This window comes from Pseudonocardia sp., assembly GCF_029263155.1.
GTDB lineage: Bacteria > Actinomycetota > Actinomycetes > Mycobacteriales > Pseudonocardiaceae > Pseudonocardia.
Window position 1 is genome coordinate 73,351 of sequence record NZ_JAJCYB010000056.1, and the last position, 18,004, is coordinate 91,354.

At 74.0% G+C, this 18,004-nt stretch carries 22 protein-coding genes; 5 read left to right on the plus strand and 17 right to left on the minus strand.

What is annotated here, in order from left to right; genetic code table 11:
• Positions 1 to 2: 2 nt before the first annotated feature.
• A complete protein-coding gene (locus tag Q1K26_RS11170; RefSeq protein WP_300010154.1) occupies positions 3 to 1,667 on the minus strand; it encodes an ABC transporter substrate-binding protein in 1,665 nt (554 codons plus the stop codon).
• Between the two features lie 294 nt (positions 1,668 to 1,961).
• Complete coding sequence (glgC, locus tag Q1K26_RS11175) at positions 1,962 to 3,173, minus strand: glucose-1-phosphate adenylyltransferase (protein ID WP_300010327.1); 1,212 nt, start codon at positions 3,171 to 3,173, stop codon at positions 1,962 to 1,964.
• A 239-nt stretch (positions 3,174 to 3,412) separates the two neighbouring features.
• Between glgC and glgA the strand changes: the two genes are divergently transcribed.
• Positions 3,413 to 4,573 (plus strand): glycogen synthase, encoded by a 1,161-nt coding sequence (gene glgA / locus Q1K26_RS11180; RefSeq protein ID WP_300010157.1) that lies wholly within the window; start codon positions 3,413 to 3,415, stop codon positions 4,571 to 4,573.
• Positions 4,574 to 4,796: 223 nt separating this feature from the next.
• Here glgA and Q1K26_RS11185 read toward each other — a convergent pair whose 3' ends face one another.
• From Q1K26_RS11185 to Q1K26_RS11230, 10 genes are all read right to left on the minus strand, one after another.
• On the minus strand, positions 4,797 to 4,964 hold the full coding sequence (locus tag Q1K26_RS11185) for a DUF3117 domain-containing protein (RefSeq protein WP_084211001.1): 168 nt from the start codon (positions 4,962 to 4,964) through the stop codon (positions 4,797 to 4,799).
• 168 nt (positions 4,965 to 5,132) lie between these two features.
• On the minus strand, positions 5,133 to 5,867 hold the full coding sequence (locus Q1K26_RS11190) for a hypothetical protein (protein WP_300010160.1): 735 nt from the start codon (positions 5,865 to 5,867) through the stop codon (positions 5,133 to 5,135).
• On the minus strand, positions 5,864 to 6,751 hold the full coding sequence (locus Q1K26_RS11195; RefSeq protein WP_300010163.1) for an ATP-binding cassette domain-containing protein: 888 nt from the start codon (positions 6,749 to 6,751) through the stop codon (positions 5,864 to 5,866). Before Q1K26_RS11195 ends, Q1K26_RS11190 begins: the two co-directional genes overlap by 4 nt.
• Positions 6,748 to 7,398: an ATP-binding cassette domain-containing protein gene (locus tag Q1K26_RS11200; RefSeq protein WP_300010166.1), complete on the minus strand. Its 651-nt coding sequence runs from the start codon at positions 7,396 to 7,398 to the stop codon at positions 6,748 to 6,750. The genes Q1K26_RS11195 and Q1K26_RS11200 overlap by 4 nt, the downstream gene beginning before the upstream one ends.
• On the minus strand, positions 7,395 to 8,912 hold the full coding sequence (locus tag Q1K26_RS11205; protein WP_300010169.1) for a hypothetical protein: 1,518 nt from the start codon (positions 8,910 to 8,912) through the stop codon (positions 7,395 to 7,397). The genes Q1K26_RS11200 and Q1K26_RS11205 overlap by 4 nt, the downstream gene beginning before the upstream one ends.
• Complete coding sequence (locus Q1K26_RS11210) at positions 8,909 to 9,328, minus strand: hypothetical protein (RefSeq protein ID WP_300010172.1); 420 nt, start codon at positions 9,326 to 9,328, stop codon at positions 8,909 to 8,911. The genes Q1K26_RS11205 and Q1K26_RS11210 overlap by 4 nt, the downstream gene beginning before the upstream one ends.
• A gap of 21 nt (positions 9,329 to 9,349) precedes the next feature.
• A complete protein-coding gene (locus Q1K26_RS11215) occupies positions 9,350 to 9,862 on the minus strand; it encodes a hypothetical protein (RefSeq protein ID WP_300010175.1) in 513 nt (170 codons plus the stop codon).
• Positions 9,859 to 10,482 (minus strand): stage II sporulation protein M, encoded by a 624-nt coding sequence (locus tag Q1K26_RS11220; protein ID WP_300010178.1) that lies wholly within the window; start codon positions 10,480 to 10,482, stop codon positions 9,859 to 9,861. Before Q1K26_RS11220 ends, Q1K26_RS11215 begins: the two co-directional genes overlap by 4 nt.
• Positions 10,479 to 10,775, minus strand: a complete 297-nt coding sequence (locus Q1K26_RS11225) for an uberolysin/carnocyclin family circular bacteriocin (RefSeq protein WP_300010181.1) — start codon at positions 10,773 to 10,775, stop codon at positions 10,479 to 10,481. The genes Q1K26_RS11220 and Q1K26_RS11225 overlap by 4 nt, the downstream gene beginning before the upstream one ends.
• Positions 10,776 to 10,921: 146 nt before the next feature.
• A complete protein-coding gene (locus Q1K26_RS11230; RefSeq protein WP_300010184.1) occupies positions 10,922 to 11,560 on the minus strand; it encodes a hypothetical protein in 639 nt (212 codons plus the stop codon).
• 139 nt (positions 11,561 to 11,699) lie between these two features.
• Here Q1K26_RS11230 and Q1K26_RS11235 point away from each other — a divergent pair, with 139 nt between their 5' ends.
• Genes Q1K26_RS11235 through Q1K26_RS11250 form a run of 4 tightly spaced genes read left to right on the plus strand, consistent with a single transcriptional unit; the run spans position 11,700 to position 14,704 of the window.
• Positions 11,700 to 12,125, plus strand: coding sequence for a helix-turn-helix domain-containing protein (locus Q1K26_RS11235; RefSeq protein ID WP_300010187.1), 426 nt, complete (start codon positions 11,700 to 11,702; stop codon positions 12,123 to 12,125).
• 53 nt (positions 12,126 to 12,178) lie between these two features.
• Positions 12,179 to 12,727, plus strand: a complete 549-nt coding sequence (locus Q1K26_RS11240; protein WP_300010190.1) for a hypothetical protein — start codon at positions 12,179 to 12,181, stop codon at positions 12,725 to 12,727.
• A complete protein-coding gene (locus tag Q1K26_RS11245) occupies positions 12,720 to 13,919 on the plus strand; it encodes an MAB_1171c family putative transporter (RefSeq protein ID WP_300010193.1) in 1,200 nt (399 codons plus the stop codon). Before Q1K26_RS11240 ends, Q1K26_RS11245 begins: the two co-directional genes overlap by 8 nt.
• Positions 13,916 to 14,704 carry a class I SAM-dependent methyltransferase gene (locus tag Q1K26_RS11250; RefSeq protein WP_300010196.1) on the plus strand — a complete coding sequence of 263 codons (789 nt, stop codon included), beginning with the start codon at positions 13,916 to 13,918 and terminating at the stop codon, positions 14,702 to 14,704. The genes Q1K26_RS11245 and Q1K26_RS11250 overlap by 4 nt, the downstream gene beginning before the upstream one ends.
• Here Q1K26_RS11250 and Q1K26_RS11255 read toward each other — a convergent pair.
• Genes Q1K26_RS11255 through folP form a run of 5 tightly spaced genes read right to left on the minus strand, consistent with a single transcriptional unit; the run spans position 14,694 to position 17,848 of the window.
• Positions 14,694 to 15,248, minus strand: a complete 555-nt coding sequence (locus tag Q1K26_RS11255) for a DNA-3-methyladenine glycosylase I (protein ID WP_300010198.1) — start codon at positions 15,246 to 15,248, stop codon at positions 14,694 to 14,696. The genes Q1K26_RS11250 and Q1K26_RS11255 overlap by 11 nt on opposite strands.
• Positions 15,241 to 15,705 carry an SRPBCC family protein gene (locus Q1K26_RS11260; RefSeq protein ID WP_300010201.1) on the minus strand — a complete coding sequence of 155 codons (465 nt, stop codon included), beginning with the start codon at positions 15,703 to 15,705 and terminating at the stop codon, positions 15,241 to 15,243. The genes Q1K26_RS11255 and Q1K26_RS11260 overlap by 8 nt, the downstream gene beginning before the upstream one ends.
• Positions 15,702 to 16,043, minus strand: a complete 342-nt coding sequence (locus tag Q1K26_RS11265; RefSeq protein ID WP_300010204.1) for a DivIVA domain-containing protein — start codon at positions 16,041 to 16,043, stop codon at positions 15,702 to 15,704. The genes Q1K26_RS11260 and Q1K26_RS11265 overlap by 4 nt, the downstream gene beginning before the upstream one ends.
• The gene (locus Q1K26_RS11270; RefSeq protein ID WP_300010207.1) at positions 16,028 to 16,987 is read right to left on the minus strand and encodes a glucosyl-3-phosphoglycerate synthase; all 960 of its coding nucleotides are present in this window, start codon (positions 16,985 to 16,987) and stop codon (positions 16,028 to 16,030) included. Before Q1K26_RS11270 ends, Q1K26_RS11265 begins: the two co-directional genes overlap by 16 nt.
• A gap of 48 nt (positions 16,988 to 17,035) precedes the next feature.
• The gene (folP, locus tag Q1K26_RS11275; RefSeq protein ID WP_300010330.1) at positions 17,036 to 17,848 is read right to left on the minus strand and encodes a dihydropteroate synthase; all 813 of its coding nucleotides are present in this window, start codon (positions 17,846 to 17,848) and stop codon (positions 17,036 to 17,038) included.
• Between the last annotated feature and the right edge of the window lie 156 nt (positions 17,849 to 18,004).

Sequence of the window (18,004 nt, forward strand, 5' to 3'; positions counted from 1 at the left end):
CCTCAGCCGTTCTCGACGATGGCCTGCGCGTCGCGTGCGACCTCGCGCGGCAGCAGCGACCACTTGTGCACGATCCCGAACCCGGGCGACTCCGCCCAGCCCGCGAACGCGTCGGGCCGGAACGCCCAGTACTCGTCGGGGTAGTACAGCGGGATCGAGGTCGGCTGCCGGTTGAACATCTGCTGCATCTCGAACGCGACGTCGCGGCGGTCGGAGATGGTCGTGGTGGCCGCCCAACGCTCGTAGAGCTGGTCCCACTCGGGGTAGGGAAGGTCGGGCGCATCCCACAGGTAGCCCGAGCGGTGCGACATGATGAACTGCGTCGGGTCGGCGGTGCCGTGCGCGGTGATGCTGCTGATCTGCAGGTCGTACTCGCGCGATGTCGACAGGTCCGCATAGGACCCGGCGTCCATCGCCTGCAGACTCGCCTCGATGCCGACCTCCCCGAGCTGCTCGGCGGCGAGCTCACCGGCCCGGACCTGCACCGGGTCGGCGCCCGGGGCGATCATCGTGAAGCTCAGCGGCCCGTCCGGGCCTTCCCGGACCCCGTCGCCGTCGGTGTCGGTGAACCCGAGCTCGTCGAGCAGCGCCGCCGCCCGCGCGGGGTCCGACGGGGTGGACAGGGTCGGATCCGTCCACGGCGAGTCCGGGTGCGGGTAGCCCCGGTCGGCGACCCGGCCCTGCCCCAGGAAGACGACGTCGAGCATCTCCTGGCGGTCCACGGCCAGACTCAGGACCTGCCGGAACCGGGGCTCGTCGAAGGGTGCCCGCTGGTAGTTGAGCCTGAGCTCGGGGAACCGCAGCGGCGCGGTCTGGATCATCCCGACCGCGGGGTCGGCGGAGAACTGCTCGATCAGCTCGGGCGAGACCGGACGGTAGGCCGCGTCGACCTCCCCCGAACGCAGCGCGGTGAAGGTCGCCGACGGGTCCTCGATGATCGGCATCACCAGCTCACCGACGACCGGAGCCCCGGCGAAGTAGCCCTCGTTCGCCTCGAACCGGTACCCGGCCGTCGGGCTGAAGTCGACGAGGCGGTACGGGCCGGTGCCCACCGCCAGGTCGTCGTACTCCTTCACCTCGTCCGCGGGCACCTGGGACCAGATGTGCTCGGGCAGGATCGGCAGGTCGGCCAGGGTCACCGGGCCCAGCTCCGGGCACGGGAACGCGCAGCCGAAGCGGACGGTCCGCTCGTCGAGCTGCTCGACCGAGCTGACGTCGGGGATCTCGTTGATGTGATGAGTGAACCGGCCGGTCGGCGCGTCCTGCGCGTACTGGAAGGTGAACACGACGTCCTCGGCGGTCAGCGCTTCGCCGTCGTGCCAGGTGACGTCGTCGCGCAGCGTCACCTCCCAGGTGCTCGGGTCGACCTGGGTCACCGCCTCGGCCAGCCACGGCTGCGGGTCCCCGACGTACGGCGAGGGTGAGAGCAGCTTGTCGTAGACCAGTTCGCTGAGCTGTTCCTGGAAGGTGACGAACGGGTTCAGCGGACCGCCGACCTCCGCCGGGATCGCGATGGTCAGGCGCTCGGCGGCGTCGGGGCCGTCGGTCGGTGCCGACGCGGCCGATCCGCCGCAGGCGCTCGTCAGGAGCGTGGCGGCGCAGGTGAGGGGAAGTGCGACCCGACGGGACGTTCGCGCCTTCGTGCGGGGTCGGTGCCGACGGGCCACGGTGAAAGCTCCTCACGGTCCGTCGCCGTCATTAGGTTAGGCGACGCTGAGTTGTGTGAGGGCAACCTAAATCACGCGCCGGAGAGTGGCAAGGGCCCAGCCCTGCTCGAGCTGTCGGGACAAGCGGCGCGACCGCGCCTCTCCAGCGCGAGGTCTACGCGGCAGGCGGCTCGGGCCCGGTCCGGAACCCTCGTCCAGGTCGAGGTGGAACCAGCCCGCTCGTCGACGAGTGGGTCCCCGGCGTGCGGACCGAGACGCGGCCTCACGTTCCCGACCGCTGGACCTCGACGAGCTCTACAGCGCGGTCATGCCCTTGCCGAGGACCACGACCCCGCCCGGGCTGACCGTGTAGCGGGCCCGGTCGGTGGCCAGGTCCACACCCACGAGCGCGCCGTCGGGGATGTTCACGTTCTTGTCCAGGATCGCGCCCCGCACGACCGCACCGCGACCGATGCGCACGCCGGGCAGGATCACCGAGTCCGACACCTCCGCGCCCGCGTGGACCAGCACGTTCGGGCTGATCACCGAGCGGCGCACGATCGCCCCGGAGATGATCGTGCCGGAACCGACGATCGAGTCCTGCGCGATGCCGCCCTCCACGAACTTCGCCGGCGGCAGCGGGGCGGTGGCCGTGCGGATGGGCCACCGGTCGTTGTACAGGTTGAAGATCGGGTGCACCGACCACAGGTCGTTGTGCGCCTCGTAGTAGGCGTCGATGGTACCGACGTCGCGCCAGTACCCCGAGTCGCGGTCGGTGGCGCCGGGCACCACGTTCTCCGCGAAGTCGTAGACCGCGGCCTGCCCCTCCTGCACGAGGCGCGGGATGATGTCGCCGCCCATGTCGTGGTCGGAGTCGCCGTCCTCGGCGTCGGCGCGCAGCGCGTCGAGCAGCACCTCGGTGGTGAAGATGTAGTTGCCCATCGAGGCGAACGTGACGTCGGGATCGTCGGGGACCGACGGCGGGTCGCTCGGCTTCTCCAGGAAGTCGACGATGCGGCCCGACTCGTCGGCGTCGATCACCCCGAACGCCTTGGCCTCCGCCCGCGGCACCCGGATGCCCGCCACCGTGACGCCCGCACCGCTCTCGATGTGCTGGGTGATCATCTGGCTCGGGTCCATGCGGTACACGTGGTCGGCGCCGAACACGGCGATGTAGTCGGGGCGCTCGTCGTAGACGAGGTTGAGGCTCTGGAAGATCGCGTCCGCGCTGCCGGTGTACCAGCGGCGGCCGAGGCGCTGCTGGGCAGGGACCGTGGTGATGTACTGCCCCAGGACGCTGGACAGTCGCCACGTGGTGGAGATGTGCCGGTCGAGGCTGTGCGACTTGTACTGGGTGAGCACGCAGATGCGGTGCATCCCCGCGTTGACCAGGTTGGACAGCACGAAGTCGATCAGCCGGTAGTTGCCCCCGAACGGCACGGCGGGCTTCGCGCGGTCGGCGGTGAGCGGCCACAGCCGCTTGCCCTCGCCGCCCGCCAGCACGATGCCCAGCACGTTGGCCGACAGGCCGCGCGGCGCCGCGGCCGAGAGCCGGGCGCCGGTCACAGCGGCCGTCCCCACGGCGCCGACCCGCACGGCGCCGACCCGCACAGCGCCGATCCCCGCACTGCCCGTCCCCGCAGCGGCAAGCTCACGATTCCGACCCTAGTGGTCCCGGACCGTGCCCGGCCACAGCCGTCCGGGGTGCAGAAGTCGACGGGACGGTGACGTCCGCGACGGCCACCCGGGCGACTAGCGTGCACCGGGTGCGCATCGGCCTGCTCACCCGCGAGTACCCACCTGACGTCTACGGCGGGGCAGGGGTGCACGTCGAGCATCTCGTGCCCGCGCTGCGCGCACTGATCGACGTCGACGTCCATTGCTTCGGGGAACCCCGGGAGGGCCTCGCCCAAACCCGCGCGCACCGGCCACCCGGAGCACTGGCCGGGGCGAACCCGGCGCTGCAGACACTGGGCGTGGACCTGTCGATGGTGGCCGCGCTGGAGGGCGTCGACCTCGCGCACTCGCACACCTGGTACGCCAACATGGCCGGGCACCTGGCGAAGATCCTGCACGGCGTGCCGCACGTCGTCACCGCGCACTCCCTGGAGCCGCGCCGTCCGTGGAAGGCCGAGCAGCTCGGCGGCGGCTACCGGCTCTCGTCGTGGGTGGAGCGCACGTCCTACGAGTACGCCGACGCGGTCGTCGCGGTGAGCGCGGGCATGCGCACCGACGTGCTGGAGTGCTACCCGGCGCTGGACCCGAGCCGGGTGCACGTGGTGCACAACGGCATCGACACCGATTTCTACTTCCCCGATCCCGCCCGCGACGCCGTGCTGCGCGCCGGGGTCGACCCGGACCGCCCGATGGTGGTGTTCGTCGGGCGCATCACCCGGCAGAAGGGCCTCGGGCACCTGGTCGCGGCGGCACACCGGATCGACCCGGCCGCGCAGATCGTGCTGTGCGCGGGCGCCCCGGACACCCCCGAGATCGCCGAGGAGACCGAGAAGGCGGTGGGCGCGCTCGCCGCCGCCCGCGACGGGGTGGTGTGGGTGCGCGGGATGCTGCCGACCCACGAGATCCGCCAGCTCCTGACCGCCGCCACCGTGTTCGTCTGCCCGTCGGTGTACGAGCCGCTCGGCATCGTCAACCTGGAGGCGATGGCCTGCGGCACCGCCGTGGTGGCCTCGGACGTCGGCGGCATCCCGGAGGTCGTCGACGACGGCGTCACGGGCACGCTCGTGCCGTTCGCCGAGCACGCCGAGGAGGCGTTCCGCACGGGGATCGCCGACGCCGTCAACGCCCTGCTGGCCGACCCGGGTCGGGCGGCCACGATGGGGGCGGCCGGCCGCGAGCGGGCCGTGCGCGAGTTCGCCTGGGAGACCGCCGCGGCACGGACGGTGGAGATCTACGAGTCCCTGCGCTGACGCGCCCGTGAGTGCGTAGAGGCACTGCGGGTGGCCGGCCGACCAGGCACCGGGTCGTGTCGTCGCACATCACGTCGCAGGGGTGGGTGCCCTACCGACGCTGCGTGTGCGGAGCCGTCTTCGTGCAACCGGCGTCACCCTCCCCACAACGACGGACGGCACCCGCACACGCTGATCGCGTGCGGATGCCGTGTCGGTCGCGGGCCGAGTAGCCCGTTCGGATTCAGCCGGATGCGGCCTTGAGCGCGTCGCCGAGGTCGCTGGCCTCTTCGGCCGACATCTCCACTACCAGCCGGCCACCGCCCTCCAGCGGGACGCGCATGACGATGCCGCGGCCCTCCTTGGTCACCTCGAGGGGACCGTCACCGGTACGGGGCTTCATAGCCGCCATCTCGTACTCCTCCGTCGTCCAGTTCCGCTCCGGCGCCGCCGCGCCGGGGAGTGCGCGGGCCGGGCTGCCCGATGACATCCTTCCTCATCGGATGGACAGGGTCGCAACCGGAGCGATCAATCGTTGCCATGTTCACGCTGCGGAGCGGCCCTGTCACCGTCGACGCGGTCACGGTCGGCGCGCCTGAAGGGCCGCGCCGCCCAGCAGCAGGGCCGCCGCCGCCCATCCCACCATCAGCACCGCGGCGCCCGCCCCGCCGACGTCGAGCATCCCGTTGGCGGCCGCATGGGGCAGCCATGCCGCGACCCCGGGCCGGACGGTCGCGAGCAGCGGCAGCACGAGGAGGATCGCCAGTACTGCAGCGACCGCACCGGCCGCCGAGCGCAGGACGGCCGCGGCGCCGAGCGCGAGGACCGCCACCAACGCCGGCTGCGCGGCGGCAGCGAGGACCAACCGCAGGCACTCGGCCGGAGCGGGGCCGGGCCCGGGGAGTGCGAGGTCCACCATGACGAGCACGACGCCGCTGACCAGCCCGACGGCGAACACGGCCCCACCGAGCACCACCGCCTTCGCCAGCAGCAGACCCGGTCGCCACGGGCACAACCGCAGCGACAGCAGGATCTGCCCGGAGGCGAACTCGTCGGCCAGCACGAGCACGCCCAGCGGGACGACCACGAGCCGGGCGAGGTTGACGGCGAGGAACGACGCGTGCAGGTTGCTGTCGGCCAGCGGTGTGCCGCCGATGCCCCCGGCGGCCGACAGCCCCGCGTACCCGCAGCCGAGCAGCACCACCAGACCCCCCAGCGCGGCCAGCAGGTACCGGTAGGTCGGGGTGGCGGCGAACTTCGCGGCCTCCATTCCCACCACGCGTCGGCTCCGGTCCCGCAGCGCGCCGCGGATCATGTCGACACCAGCCGCAGGTACGTCTCCTCCAGGGTGACGCGCAGGGGCGTCAGCTCGTGCACGGCGAGGGCGTGCGCCACGAGCAGCTCGCCGATCGCACCGGGGTCGAGACCCGTGACCACGACCGCACCCCCCGGTTCGGACGCGACGATCCCACCGGCCCTGCCGAGGACGGTTCGCAGCACGTCGAGCTGGTCGGGCCGCACCCGCACCCGCACGCCCGCGTCGTCCCCGTCCGCACACAGCGTCGCGGTGTCGGCGTCGGCGCGCACACGCCCGCCGTCGAGCACGACGATCCGGTCGGCGACGCACTGCAGCTCGTGGATCAGGTGGCTCGACACCAGCACCGTGCGTCCCCGGTCGGCGTGTCCGCGCAGAAAGCCCCGCAGCCACCGGACCGACACCGGGTCCAGGCCGTTCATCGGCTCGTCGAGCACGTAGACCTCGGGATCGGCCAGCGCCACCGCGACGATCCCGACCCGGGACGCCGTGCCCAGCGACAGCTCGCCCGCGCGGCGGCGCGCCACGTGTTCCAGTCCCGCCTCGGCGAGCAGCTCGGCCACCCGGTGCCGCGGCGCCGCCGCCCCGATCGCGACGGACGCCAGGTGCCGCTCCACCGTCCGGCGCGGATGCCACCCGCGCTGCTCCAGTGCGGCACCGACCACACGGGCGGGACAGGGCAGGTCGGTGTAGCGGCGGCCGTCGACGGTCACGGTGCCGCACTCGGGCCGGTCCAGCCCGACGACCGAGCGCAGAGCCGTCGACTTCCCGGCCCCGTTCGGCCCGACCAGCCCGGTGACCTCGCCCGGCCGGGCCGTGAACGTGACGTCGTCGAGGACCGGATGCCCGCCGAGCCGCACGGTCACCCCGCGCAGCGCGATCACCGGGGCCCCGTCCGCACGGCCTCGGGCACCGCGGGCCCGCCGATCCGCACCGTGCACCCGACCAGCTCGCGGAACGGCTCGGGCGGGTCGTGGGCGACGACGGTGACCGAGCAGCCCGCGGCCGTCCAGGCGGCGATGTCGGCGGCGAGGGCGTCGACGCCGTGGCAGTCGAGACCGTTGAACGGCTCGTCGAGCACGAGCAGCTCGCCGGGTGCGACCGTCGTCAGCAACAGCCAGGCCTTGCGGACGTTGCCGGTCGACAGGCCCGATACCGGCGTGTCGAGCCACCGGGCGAGCCCGTGCACGCGGGCGCGGGCCGCGAACGCGTTGGGATCGGCACCGATCAGCGACACGTGCTCGGCGACGGTGAGCACCGGGTAGAGGGCCGGGGTCGCGCGGCACACCGTGCGCCGGGCCCGCAGCTCCGGGGTGTCGGCCGGGAGGCCCAGCACGGTGACCGACCCGGCGCGGGGCGCCAGCGTGCCGGCCACCAGCTCGACGACGGTGGACTTGCCGCTCCCGTTGGGCCCGGTCAGCAACGTGGCGCCGGTCGGGATCCGCAGGTCCAGTCCGGTCAGCACGTCGTCGCCGTGCCGGTAGCCCACGGAGACACCGCTCAGCTCGCAGGCGGGTCGGTCGGGGTTCATGCGAGCACCTTCCGGTCGAGCAGCACGGCGGCGGCGCCCAGCAGCGCCGCGGCGAGGACGGAACCCGCGACGACGGACGCCGGGTGGGGCAGCACGGCCCACGGAGCGATCCCCGCCGCGACCACGACGATGCCGACGGCCGCGCCCGCCGCGGTGCTCTCCGTGGAGGCGTCGGCCCCGGATTGGCTGCCGCCCTCCCACAGGTCGCCGAGCAGTCCCGACGCCGCCGTGACGAGGACGACGCAGGCCCCGAACCCGAGCACCGTCGGGTCTCCGGTGAGCAGGGCCAGCCCGGCACAGACGAGTGCGACGGGCAGCAGCGGCCGCAGCGAGCCCAGCGTGTAGCCGGCGACGAGCGCGCGCCGGTCGACGCCGCGGTCGACGGTCCAGCGCAGCTGCCGCGCCCAGCCGGCCGGGCCGGTGAGCGCGCGCACGAGGCCACCCAGCACGAGCCCCACGGCGAGCAGCACCCCGCCGCCCGCGACGCCGTCCACGCCCGAGCCGGCGAGGTCGAGCCGGCCGGGGGCCGCCACACCGGCCCCGACGAGACCAGCACCGGCGACGGTGAACAACCGACCGGCCCGGCGGGCCAGCACCGCTCCCCCCTGCTCGCTGCGGCGCACCGCCACCATGACGAGGTCCACCGGCCGGCAGCGCCCGGCGGTGTCCACCGCCCCGGGCCGGGGCGCCAGCACGGGCCGCCAGCGGCCCGCGCCCCCGCGCAGCAGGGTCAGAGTCGCGCCGACACCCACCGCGAGCGGCACGGCGACGGCGAGCGGACCGGCCGCGACGACGGCGACGGCGACGACCGAACCCACCGCCGCGACCCGGGAGATCAACGCGGGCGCGCCGGCCGCAGCGAGCAGCTCGGCTCCGGCGATCCCGGCCCGACCCACCAGCCAGCCGAGCGCGCCGGCGACCAGCAGGCCCGCCACGGCCACCGACCTGCCCGGCTCCCGTCGCTCGACCGGTGGTCGAGCGGCCGTGGCGACGGTCAGCGCCGCGCCCGCGACCGCCAGCGCGGCCACGCATCCCAGCCACACCGGCGACATCGGGCTCCCGTACCCGCGACCGACCCCGACCAGCACGGAACCGGCGAGGACCGCACCGGTGACCCCGCCGGCCACCGCCGGAGCCGCGACCCGGACGGCGAGCACGGCCGCCGTCGAGATCTCGAAGTGCCGCAGCACCGCGACGTCGGGCGGCGCGAACACCCGGGCCCGCGCCCCGGCCGAGTTCCCGCGCACCGCACCGGCGAGCGCCCGCGCCGCGGCGACGACCAGTACGGAACCGGACACCGCGTCCGCGCCGACACCCAGTGGCGTGCCCAGCGCGGCCAGGGCGAACCCGAGCAGGAGGCCGGCCGCAGGCAGCACGACGACGATCCCGACGGCGGCGACCAGCACGGTCGGCCGCAGCAGGTTCCGCGTCGGCGTCAGGTTGTTGCGCAGGCAGAACTGCAACGTGTCGGCCCGCAGGACGAACCTCAGGTCGGCACGTCGCAGCGAGCTCACGTCCGGCCCCGGGTCCGGCCCACCGCAGGCGCCGCCAGCACGGCCACGACCGCCGCCAGCCCACAGACCACGGCCATGGCGATCTGGACCGAACCCCAGACCGGTCCCGACGCCCGCCAACCCACGACGAGGGCCACCCCCGCGACGCTGAGCACGGCAGGCAGGACCCACGGCAGCATCCCCGGGCGCAGCGCGAACGGGAGCGCCACCACGGCGCAGGCCAACGCGGCGACCACCGCGCCGCGGGCCAGCCCGGTGGCGGCCGCAGTGTCGGCCACGTCGGCCCCACCGAGGTCGTTCCACATGACCAGCCCGATCACCGCGACAACGGCCAGCAGCCCGATCGCGCCGACGACCACGAGTGCCCCCCACCGTTCCGACGCCGGCGCCGCATTCGTTCTGTCACCATTCTTCATGCTTTCTCCCCCGCCCGATCTTCACACGCCGAGAACCAGTAGGACGCTACCGCCGATGACGGCTGCGATCGAGCCGGCCAACACGTTCGTGGCAGTGTCGACCGATCGCCGGAATCGGCGGTGGGCAAGAAACACCGGCCCCGCGACAATCAGGGTGGACACCAGCGGCAGCGCCGTGCCCAGGCGGGCCGTGTCGACGTCGCGGACCAGGTCCGCGGCCAGTGCCGCCACCAGCAGCAGGTCGACAGTGACGCGGCAGGCGACGACCGGCGTCGTAGCCATCCGCTGGAGCAGGCGGTCCCCGAGGCGCCCCAGCAGCTGCAGCGATCCCAGCAGCACGCCGTAGCCCAGGCCCCCGAACGTGAGCGCCGCCGCAATGGCGACGCCGCGGTACTGCGGGTCGACGGCCGCACCCTGGTCGACCTGCAGTGCGACGAGATCAACCCGTGCGGCGAGTGCGAAGGCGGCCAGCACCCAGGCCGCCACCGTCAGCCCGCCGAGCCCCAACCGGGCCGCCCTTCCGCAGGCCGTCACAGGGGGACCCCGGACCAGGCCTCGACCAGCGCGGCGACGAGCAGCAGGGCACCCACGAGCGGCATGCGGTACAGCGTCGACCCGGCCGAGCCGAGGTAGGCGGTCGTGGCGGAACGGATCCGCGACCACGCCGCCCCGCCCGATGACCGCCAGGTGCACAGCGCGACCCGGGCCGGGCCCAGCCCACAGGCCGCCGCCAGCACGAACGCCGCCAACTCGAGGACGACGAACGGGACCAGCAACGCGACCGCGGCCGGCCCGCCGAGCGCTCCGACGGCCACCCGGAACACCACACCGACGTAGATGCCCAGGACCGGAAGGGCGACGAGCGTCGAGATCCCCGCCGTCGCCACCCCGGAGAACAGCGTGGCGGCGACGATCGCGTTGCGGCCGGCGATCGCCAGGACCAGGTCGAGATCGGCGGCGCGGAGCACCTCCCTGTCCACCGGCAGCCGCACGTCGGCCGCGGCCGACCACCCGATGGCGACCGCGGCGGCCAGCAACACGCCGGCGACGGCGACACACACGGGGTCAGGTGCGACGACGGACCACCACCCGCCGCGGGCCGGGCGGTGGTCCGGGACGGGCCAGGCCTCGACCCGTCCCGGACCGGTGATCACGCCGCGGCCTCCTTGCGGCCCAGCTGGCTGACGGCCCACCGGATGGTGGCGATCGCCGCCGCGCCGACCCCACCGGTGATCACCGCGGCGACGGCGGTCGCCACCGCCGATCCGGCCAGGATCGCGTCGACGATCTTGAGCGCGGCGGTGGTCTCGATGCCCAGCAGCGAGACGATCACGAAACAGGCCGTGCCGCCCGCGACGAGGGCGACCACACCCAGCGACAGGGCGACCAGTCCGGTGACCCGGTCTCGGCCGGTCGGGTCCGCAGGGACGGAATGAGAAATTGCCATGGAACGGCTCCTTGAGGTGTCGAGGATGACGCGGTGACTCGTTGTCGATACCGTTTTCCGGTTCCGTGTCCCCTCATTTCTAGCGGCCGTACCGCAGCGCCGGCAATGCCCGTGTCCGGTTCCTGCCAGACATTCGCCAGACAAATTCATGCACATTCATCCGGCGTGCCGACCCACCCGCGGCTGGCCGCGAGCATCCCGGCCTGGAACCGGCTCGACGCACCCAGTCGCGCCATCAGCTCGGCGACGCGACGGCGGTAGGTGCGGGTGGACATGTTCAGCTCACGGGCGGCGCACTCGTCGGTCGAGCCACCACCCAGAGCGCGGAGCACCTCGCCGTCGGTGACCGGGCCCGCGTCCACGGACTGCTGGGAGTGCGCCCACATGCCCGCGAAGGCGGTGGCGCAGGCCTGCACGACCGACGGCTCGTCGACGACGGTGGGCGGCGTGCGCGGCGCCCGGGACGACAGGAGGGCCACTGCCCGGTCGGCGACGATGATCGCCTGCGGCACGCGGTCGACGGTGCGGACGATCGCCGGGGCCGGGAACGACGGCACCGGTCCGCCGTCGTGGACGATCCGGACCAGCACGCCGCAGGCGCCGCGGCCGCACAATGCGGAGCGCAGCCCGTCCGCGGCCGGGTGTTCGGCCGGGAGGAGCGCGACCAGATGCGTCGTCGCCCGGCCGAGGACTGCCCGCACGGCCCGGTCGAGATCGGCGGTGTGGCCGAGCGGGGAGGCCGCGACCGGAGGGTCGGCCGTGCGGGTGCATCGCAGGACGTCCACGCCCACCTCCATGCCAGTTGATCGATGTCCTCGAAAGTATGCTGGCAGCGAATCAAGGTCAACGCGTCGTATGAATCTTCTGGCAAACTTGAGGTTCGCCTGTCAAGCTGGAGCTCGCCCCGCCAGTGAGGAGCAGGACATGGAGGACGCCGGAGCGTTCGCAGCGCGGCTCGACCGTCTGCTGGCCACCGTGCATCCCAAGGATCGCGGCCCGTACACCTACGAGGAGATCGCCGACGGCATCCGTGCCCAGGGCGGACCGACGATCTCGGCCCAGTACCTCAACCAGCTGCACCGGGGGCGGCGCGACAACCCCACCAAGCAGCATCTGGAGGCGCTCGCCACCTTCTTCGGCGTGCCGGTCGGGTATTTCTTCGACGAGACCCAGGCTCGCCTGGTCGACGAGGAGATCGCCCTGCTCGCAGTCATCCGGGACGCCGAGATCAAGGACCTGGCGCTGCGGGCGATCGAACTGGGACCCGAGGCCCGCCGATCCATCGCCGCGATCATCGGCGAGCTGGCCCGATTCCAGGAGCGGACCCGTCGCCCGAACGGGCGACAGTGAGCCGAACGGCCATCTCGCTGAACTGATCGGCCTAGTCTCGGTGGGAGCCAAGGATGGGGGGACCGGTGGGCTTCGGGGAGCTGAACCGGAGGGCCCGGGCCCTCGTGCGGTCCCTCGACGCCGACGTGGGGATCCCGCGTCCGCTCGACGTACCGGAGCTGCTGGCCGGGCTGGCCCGGCACCGGGGTCGCCCGATCGACCTGTTCGCGACCGTGAACACCGCGGGTGGCCCGTGCGGAATGTGGCTGCGCCAACCGGACCGGGACGTGATCGTCCACGCGGCCGACACCAGCCCGCTGCATCAGGCGCACATCGTGCTGCACGAGATCGGCCACATGATCGCCGACCATCCCGGGACCTGCTGCCTCCCGCTGGACCTGGTCCGCCGCATCCTGCCCGGGGCCGGCGCGACCCTGGTCGGTCACCTGTTCGCGCGGTCGACCTACGCCACCGACGAGGAGCGGGAGGCCGAACTCGTCGCCAGCCTGATCGGGTCCGCCGCGCTGGGATCCGCACGGGGATCTGCGGCATCGGGGACCGGCCCGGGAAGGCGCGACCGGGCGCCCTCCGACCTCTGGATGGAGGAGACCTTCGGTGCCTGACCCCCGCGCGCCCGACCTGCTGGCTCTGGCCACGGCGGCGGGCGAACCGGTGCTGGTCGCCGGCGTCGTCACGCTGTGGATCGTGGTGCTGCTGCGGCTCCCCACCACCATCGGCTCGGCGCCGCGCCGCCGGCTGCTGGTGGCCGTCGCCGGACTCGCCGGGTCGGTCACCGTGTACCTCGACCCGGTCACCGCGCTGCTGAGCAGCTCCGTGCTCGCCAGCAGCTGCGGCATCGTGATGAACCTCTGGGGCGTGCTCAGCGCGGCGTTCATCCTGGACTTCGTGCTGGCCGCCTTGAGCAGGCGTCGTCCGTGGCCGGTCTACGGCGTGGCGGTCGCGGTCTGCGTCGGGCTGGTACTGCTCGACCGCGCCGACGGCGGCGCCCAGGCCGGTTGCGTCAGCTCGCTCCAGGTGCCCTGGTACAGCCCGTTCTGGTGGCTGCTGTGCCTGGCGCACGTCGCCGCGGTCGTGCCTGCGGTGCTGGTCACCGCACGGTCCGCGAGCAGGGCGGAGTCCCGGTCGGTGCGGGTCGGGCTGGCACTGCTGTGCGCGGCGTTCGTCTCGTCGACGTTCTTCTGGGGCGTCGTCGTCATCGCCCGGCTGACGACCGGCGCGGGCTGGATCGGTGGGCTCTTCAGCCTCAACATCGCCGTCACGACCTGGCTGATGGCCGCAGGCACCGCGGTGCCGCTGGCCGTCCACGCCGGCCGGTGGGCCCGCTCGTACTGGCTGCGATGGCGGCTGCGCGGGCTGTGGCGCGCGCTCGTCGCCGCGGTACCCGGGGTCCGGATGCCGGGCGGTCCGCTGCCTGGCCTCGGCCGGTCGTCGGCCGATCTGCGGCTCTATCGGCGGGTCATCGAGATCCGGGACGCCCTGCTCGTCCTGCGGCACCGCGTCGACGGTCCGACGGCCGACGCCGCCCGCTCGCACGTGCGCCGGGCCCGGCCCGGCGTCGACGAGGAACCGGCGGTCGTGGCCTGCTGGCTCGCCCTCGCCCTTGAGTCCGATGGCGGACCACCGGCGGCCACCGGGTGGCCGGCCGACCCGGCGACGCCGGCGCAGGACATCTGGACCAGCGAGATCGCCTTCCAGGTCGCGCTGGCGCGGTTCCGGACGCAGCCCTTCGTCGTGGCGTTCGCCCGGTCCGTCCGCACGCCGGGCAACGAGCTCGCCGGTGGGGTGCGGCGATGATCGGGCCGCAGGGGAGCTACGCCTCCGGCCTGCTCGGCGGCGACGCGACCGCCGAGCGCGAGCGTCTGGGCGGCATCCAGGACAGCGTGGACGGGTTCACCCGGCAGACCCTCGTCGGGCTGGGCCTCGCGCCCGACTGGACGTGCCTGGAGCTGGGCGCCGGTGCGGGCTCCGTCGCCCGGTGGCTGGCCGGGTACTGCACCGCGGGCAGCGTGCAGGCCGTCGACATCGACACCGCGCTGCTCGGTCCCGCGGACGACCCACGGCTCACGGTCCGCCGGGCCGACATCACCGACGCGTCGTTCCGGCCCGGCCGGTTCGACCTCGTCCACGCCCGCTTCGTGCTGTGCCACCTGCCCGACCGCGACGCGGTGCTCGCCAGGGCCGTGTCGTGGCTGCGACCGGGCGGCCTGCTCCTGGTGACCGACCCGTACCAGCTGCCGGCCGAGGACTCCCCGTTCCCGTCGGTCACCCGCCTGATGAGCGCCTACGAGGCCGCGCACGTCGCCGTCGGGGCGGACCTGACCTGGTCGCGCCGGGTGCCGGCGCTGCTGGCCCGCGCCGGGCTGCGCGACATCGGCTTCGCCGCCCGGCCGGGCTGCCTGGGCAACGGGCCGGGAGACCGCTGGCGCCCGCTGGTCGACGGCGCGGCCCACCGGATGATCGGCAGTGGGATGGTCGGCCGGGCCGACATGGACGCGTTCCACGCCGACCTCGCCGATCCCGGCTTCGTCGACATCCCGCAGATCACGCTGGCCGTCTGGGGCCGGCTGCCTACGCCGTAGCTCCCGCGCGCCAGCAGTCCGCGACGTGGTCGTCGACGATCCCGGTGGCCTGCATCAGCGCGTAGCACGTGGTCGGGCCGACGAAGCGCAGGCCGCGGCGCTTGAGGTCCTTCGCCATCGCCACCGATGCGGGGCTGGTGGCCGGCACGTCGGCGAGCGTCGCGGGGCGCACGTGGGTGTCCGGCGCGTAGGACCACAGCAGCTCGTCGAGCGGGGTGTCCAGGTCGAGCACCGCCCGGGCGTTGCGGACCGCCGCCTCGATCTTGGCCCGGTTGCGGACGATGCCGGGGTCGGCGAGCAACCGCGCCACGTCGTCGTCGTCGAAGGCGGCCACCCGCTCGGGCTCGAAGCCCGCGAACGCCTGCCGGAACGCCGGGCGCTTGCGCAGGATCACGATCCAGGACAGCCCGGACTGGAAGGCCTCCAGGCTCACCCGCTCGAACATCGCGGTGACGCCGCGCAGCGGGCGGCCCCACTCGTCGTCGTGGTAGGCGCGGTACTCGGGGGCCGAGCCGGCCCACCCGCAGCGGATCGGCTCACCCACTCCGGCGGTGCTCCGCCTCGCACTGCTGGGCCATCCTGCGCAGGGAGTGGGCCACCCCCGCCCGGAAGGCGGGCCGGACCAGCGGCCATCCGACGCGGCCCAGCGCACCGAGCGGGAGGTCGAGCAGCTCCGACCACAGGAACCGCGACCGCTCCGGGCCCAGCTCGACGACCTCGAACACGCCGTCGCCCTGCACGACCTTCCCGAGGTGCCGCACGACGCAGCGCTTCGGCGGGTCCCACTCGACGACCTCGATCGGGTCCCACACACCCAGCGGGCCGACCCCGGTGAACGCCCGGAACCGGGCCCCGAGGTGCCGGCCGTCGCCCGCTCCGTCGACCTCGATCCGGGTACCCAGCATCCACTCGCCCTGCCCCGGCCAGTCGGTGATCTTCTGCCAGACCGTCTCGGCAGGGGCGTTGACGTCGACGGGGACGGTGAGCTCGACGCGGTTCATTCCGCAATGTTCCCAGGCGCGGCGCCGGCGCGCGCGGCCTCCAGCTCGGCGACCCGGCCCGCCAGCCCGTCCCGCTCGGCACCGATGCGGTCCAGCTCGTCGGCGAGCCGGTCGAGCACCCAGTCGACCTCGGTCATCCGGTAGCCGCGCACGGCCTGCGGGATCCGCAGCGACCGCACGTGCTCGCCCGCGATCTCCCCCGACGGCAGCCGCGTCGGGGTGGCGTCCGGCGCGAGCGGCGCGAGCTCCTCCCCGCGACCGAACACGAGGGCGGCGACACCGAAGAACGCGGCCGCCACCACCACGACCACCAGCAGGTAGATCAGCGCTGTCCCCACCCGGTGATGGAACCACGCCGGGCGAGCACGTCCCGCAGGGGCGGCCGCTCGGCCACCGGGGCGGACGTGGTGGTGGGCAGCCACTCGCCGCCGACCTGCCGGAACTGGGTGAGCTCGGCGCCCGCGTCGGCGAGCCCGCAGCGGGCGAGCGCGGCGGCCACGATCTGGCGCGACATGACGCCGAGCTGCAGCAGCGACCGGTTGCGGTGCTTGCGCACACCGAGGTTGACCTGCGCCAACGCGTCCAGTCCCGCGCGGGAGTGGGTGTCGAGCAGCAGCCCGATCTCCACGCCGTAGCCGGTGGCGAACGGCACCGACTCCAGCAGCTCGCGGGTGGCCGCGTACTCCCCGCCCAGCGGCTGCACGATCCCCGAGAGCTCGGGGCGCAGCGCCGCGAGCAGCGGGCGCGCCACCAGCTCGGTGACCCGCCCGCCGCCGGTGTCGTGCTGGGTGGTCTCCATCCGCAGCGGCCGCCGGTAGAAGCCCTTGACCAGCGCGACCCCGGGCACGGTGAGCAGCGGGCCGAGCAGGGCGGGGACGAAACCGGCGTCGAAGTCGACGAGGTCGGAGTCCAGGAAGCAGACCACGTCCCCGCTCGTCGCCGCGAGCGATCGCCACAGCACCTCGCCCTTGCCCGGCAGCGGCTCCAGGCCGGGGAGGACGTCGGTGCGGTGCACGACCCGGGCCCCGGCCGCCGCCGCCCGCTCGACCGTGCGGTCGGTCGAGCCGGAGTCCAGGACGACGAGCTCGTCGACCAGCGGCGCGGCGCCGTGCGTCAGCGGGAGGACTGCGGCGACGATCGCGCCGACGGTCTCCTCCTCGTCGAGCGCCGGGAGCACGACCGACACCCGCCGCCCCGCCTTGGCGGCCACCAGGTCGCCGACCGACCAGCTCGGCTCCTGCCAGGTCCGGCGCGGGAACCACTGCTGCGCTGCGGGATGCATGCCCCTCCGGGGGATGAAGGCCGACCGGGGCCCGGGTGTGGGCGGGACTCAGGCCAGTGCGCGGACGGTGCGAACCGGGGGGCGGCTGCCCACGATCGCCGCGACCATGTCCACCGTACGGCGCGTCGCGGCCACCTCGTGGGCCCGGAACACCCGGCACCCGGCCGCCGCGGCCAGCGCGGTGGCCGCGAGGGTGCCCTCCAGCCGCTCGTGCAGCTCCACACCGAGCGTCTCGCCCACGAAGTCCTTGTTCGACAGGGCCATCAGCACGGGCCAGCCGGTGGCCACGAGCTCGTCGACGCGGCGCAGCAGGGCGAGGCCGTGGAAGGTGTTCTTGCCGAAGTCGTGGGTCGGGTCGACGAGGATGCCCTCCCGCGGCACCCCGAGGGCGACGAGCCGCTCGGCCTGCCCGCAGACCTCGGCGACGACGTCGGCCACCACGTCGGCGTAACGCACGCGGTGCGGGCGACGCCGGGGTACCGCCCCGCCGGTGTGCGAGCACACGATCCCGGCGCCGGTGGCCGCCGCGACCTCGCCGAGGGCCGGGTCGGCACCCGCCCAGGTGTCGTTGAGCAGGTCCGCCCCCTCCGCCACGGCGAGCTTGCCGACCTCGCCGCGCCAGGTGTCGACGCTGATCACGACATCCGGGTACCGGTCGCGGACGGCGGCGACGAACGGGATCACCCGCCGGATCTCCTCCGCCGCGTCGACGTCGTCACCCGGGCCGGCCTTCACCCCACCGATGTCGACGACGTCGGCGCCCTCCGCGACCGCGGCGTCGACCTTCGCCATCGCGGCGGCGTCGGTGAACGTGGCCCCGCGGTCGTAGAAGGAGTCCGGGGTGCGGTTGACGATCGCCATCACCAGCGCGCGGTCCTGGGCGGGCTCGCGGGCGCCGAATCGGATCACGACTCCGATCCTGACACGCTCCGCGGGCCACCGCGCGCGACGGAGCGGACGGGTGGGCGGGACACCCGCTGGACGCATGATCGCCGGCCCGGTGCGCGGACGGCGAGA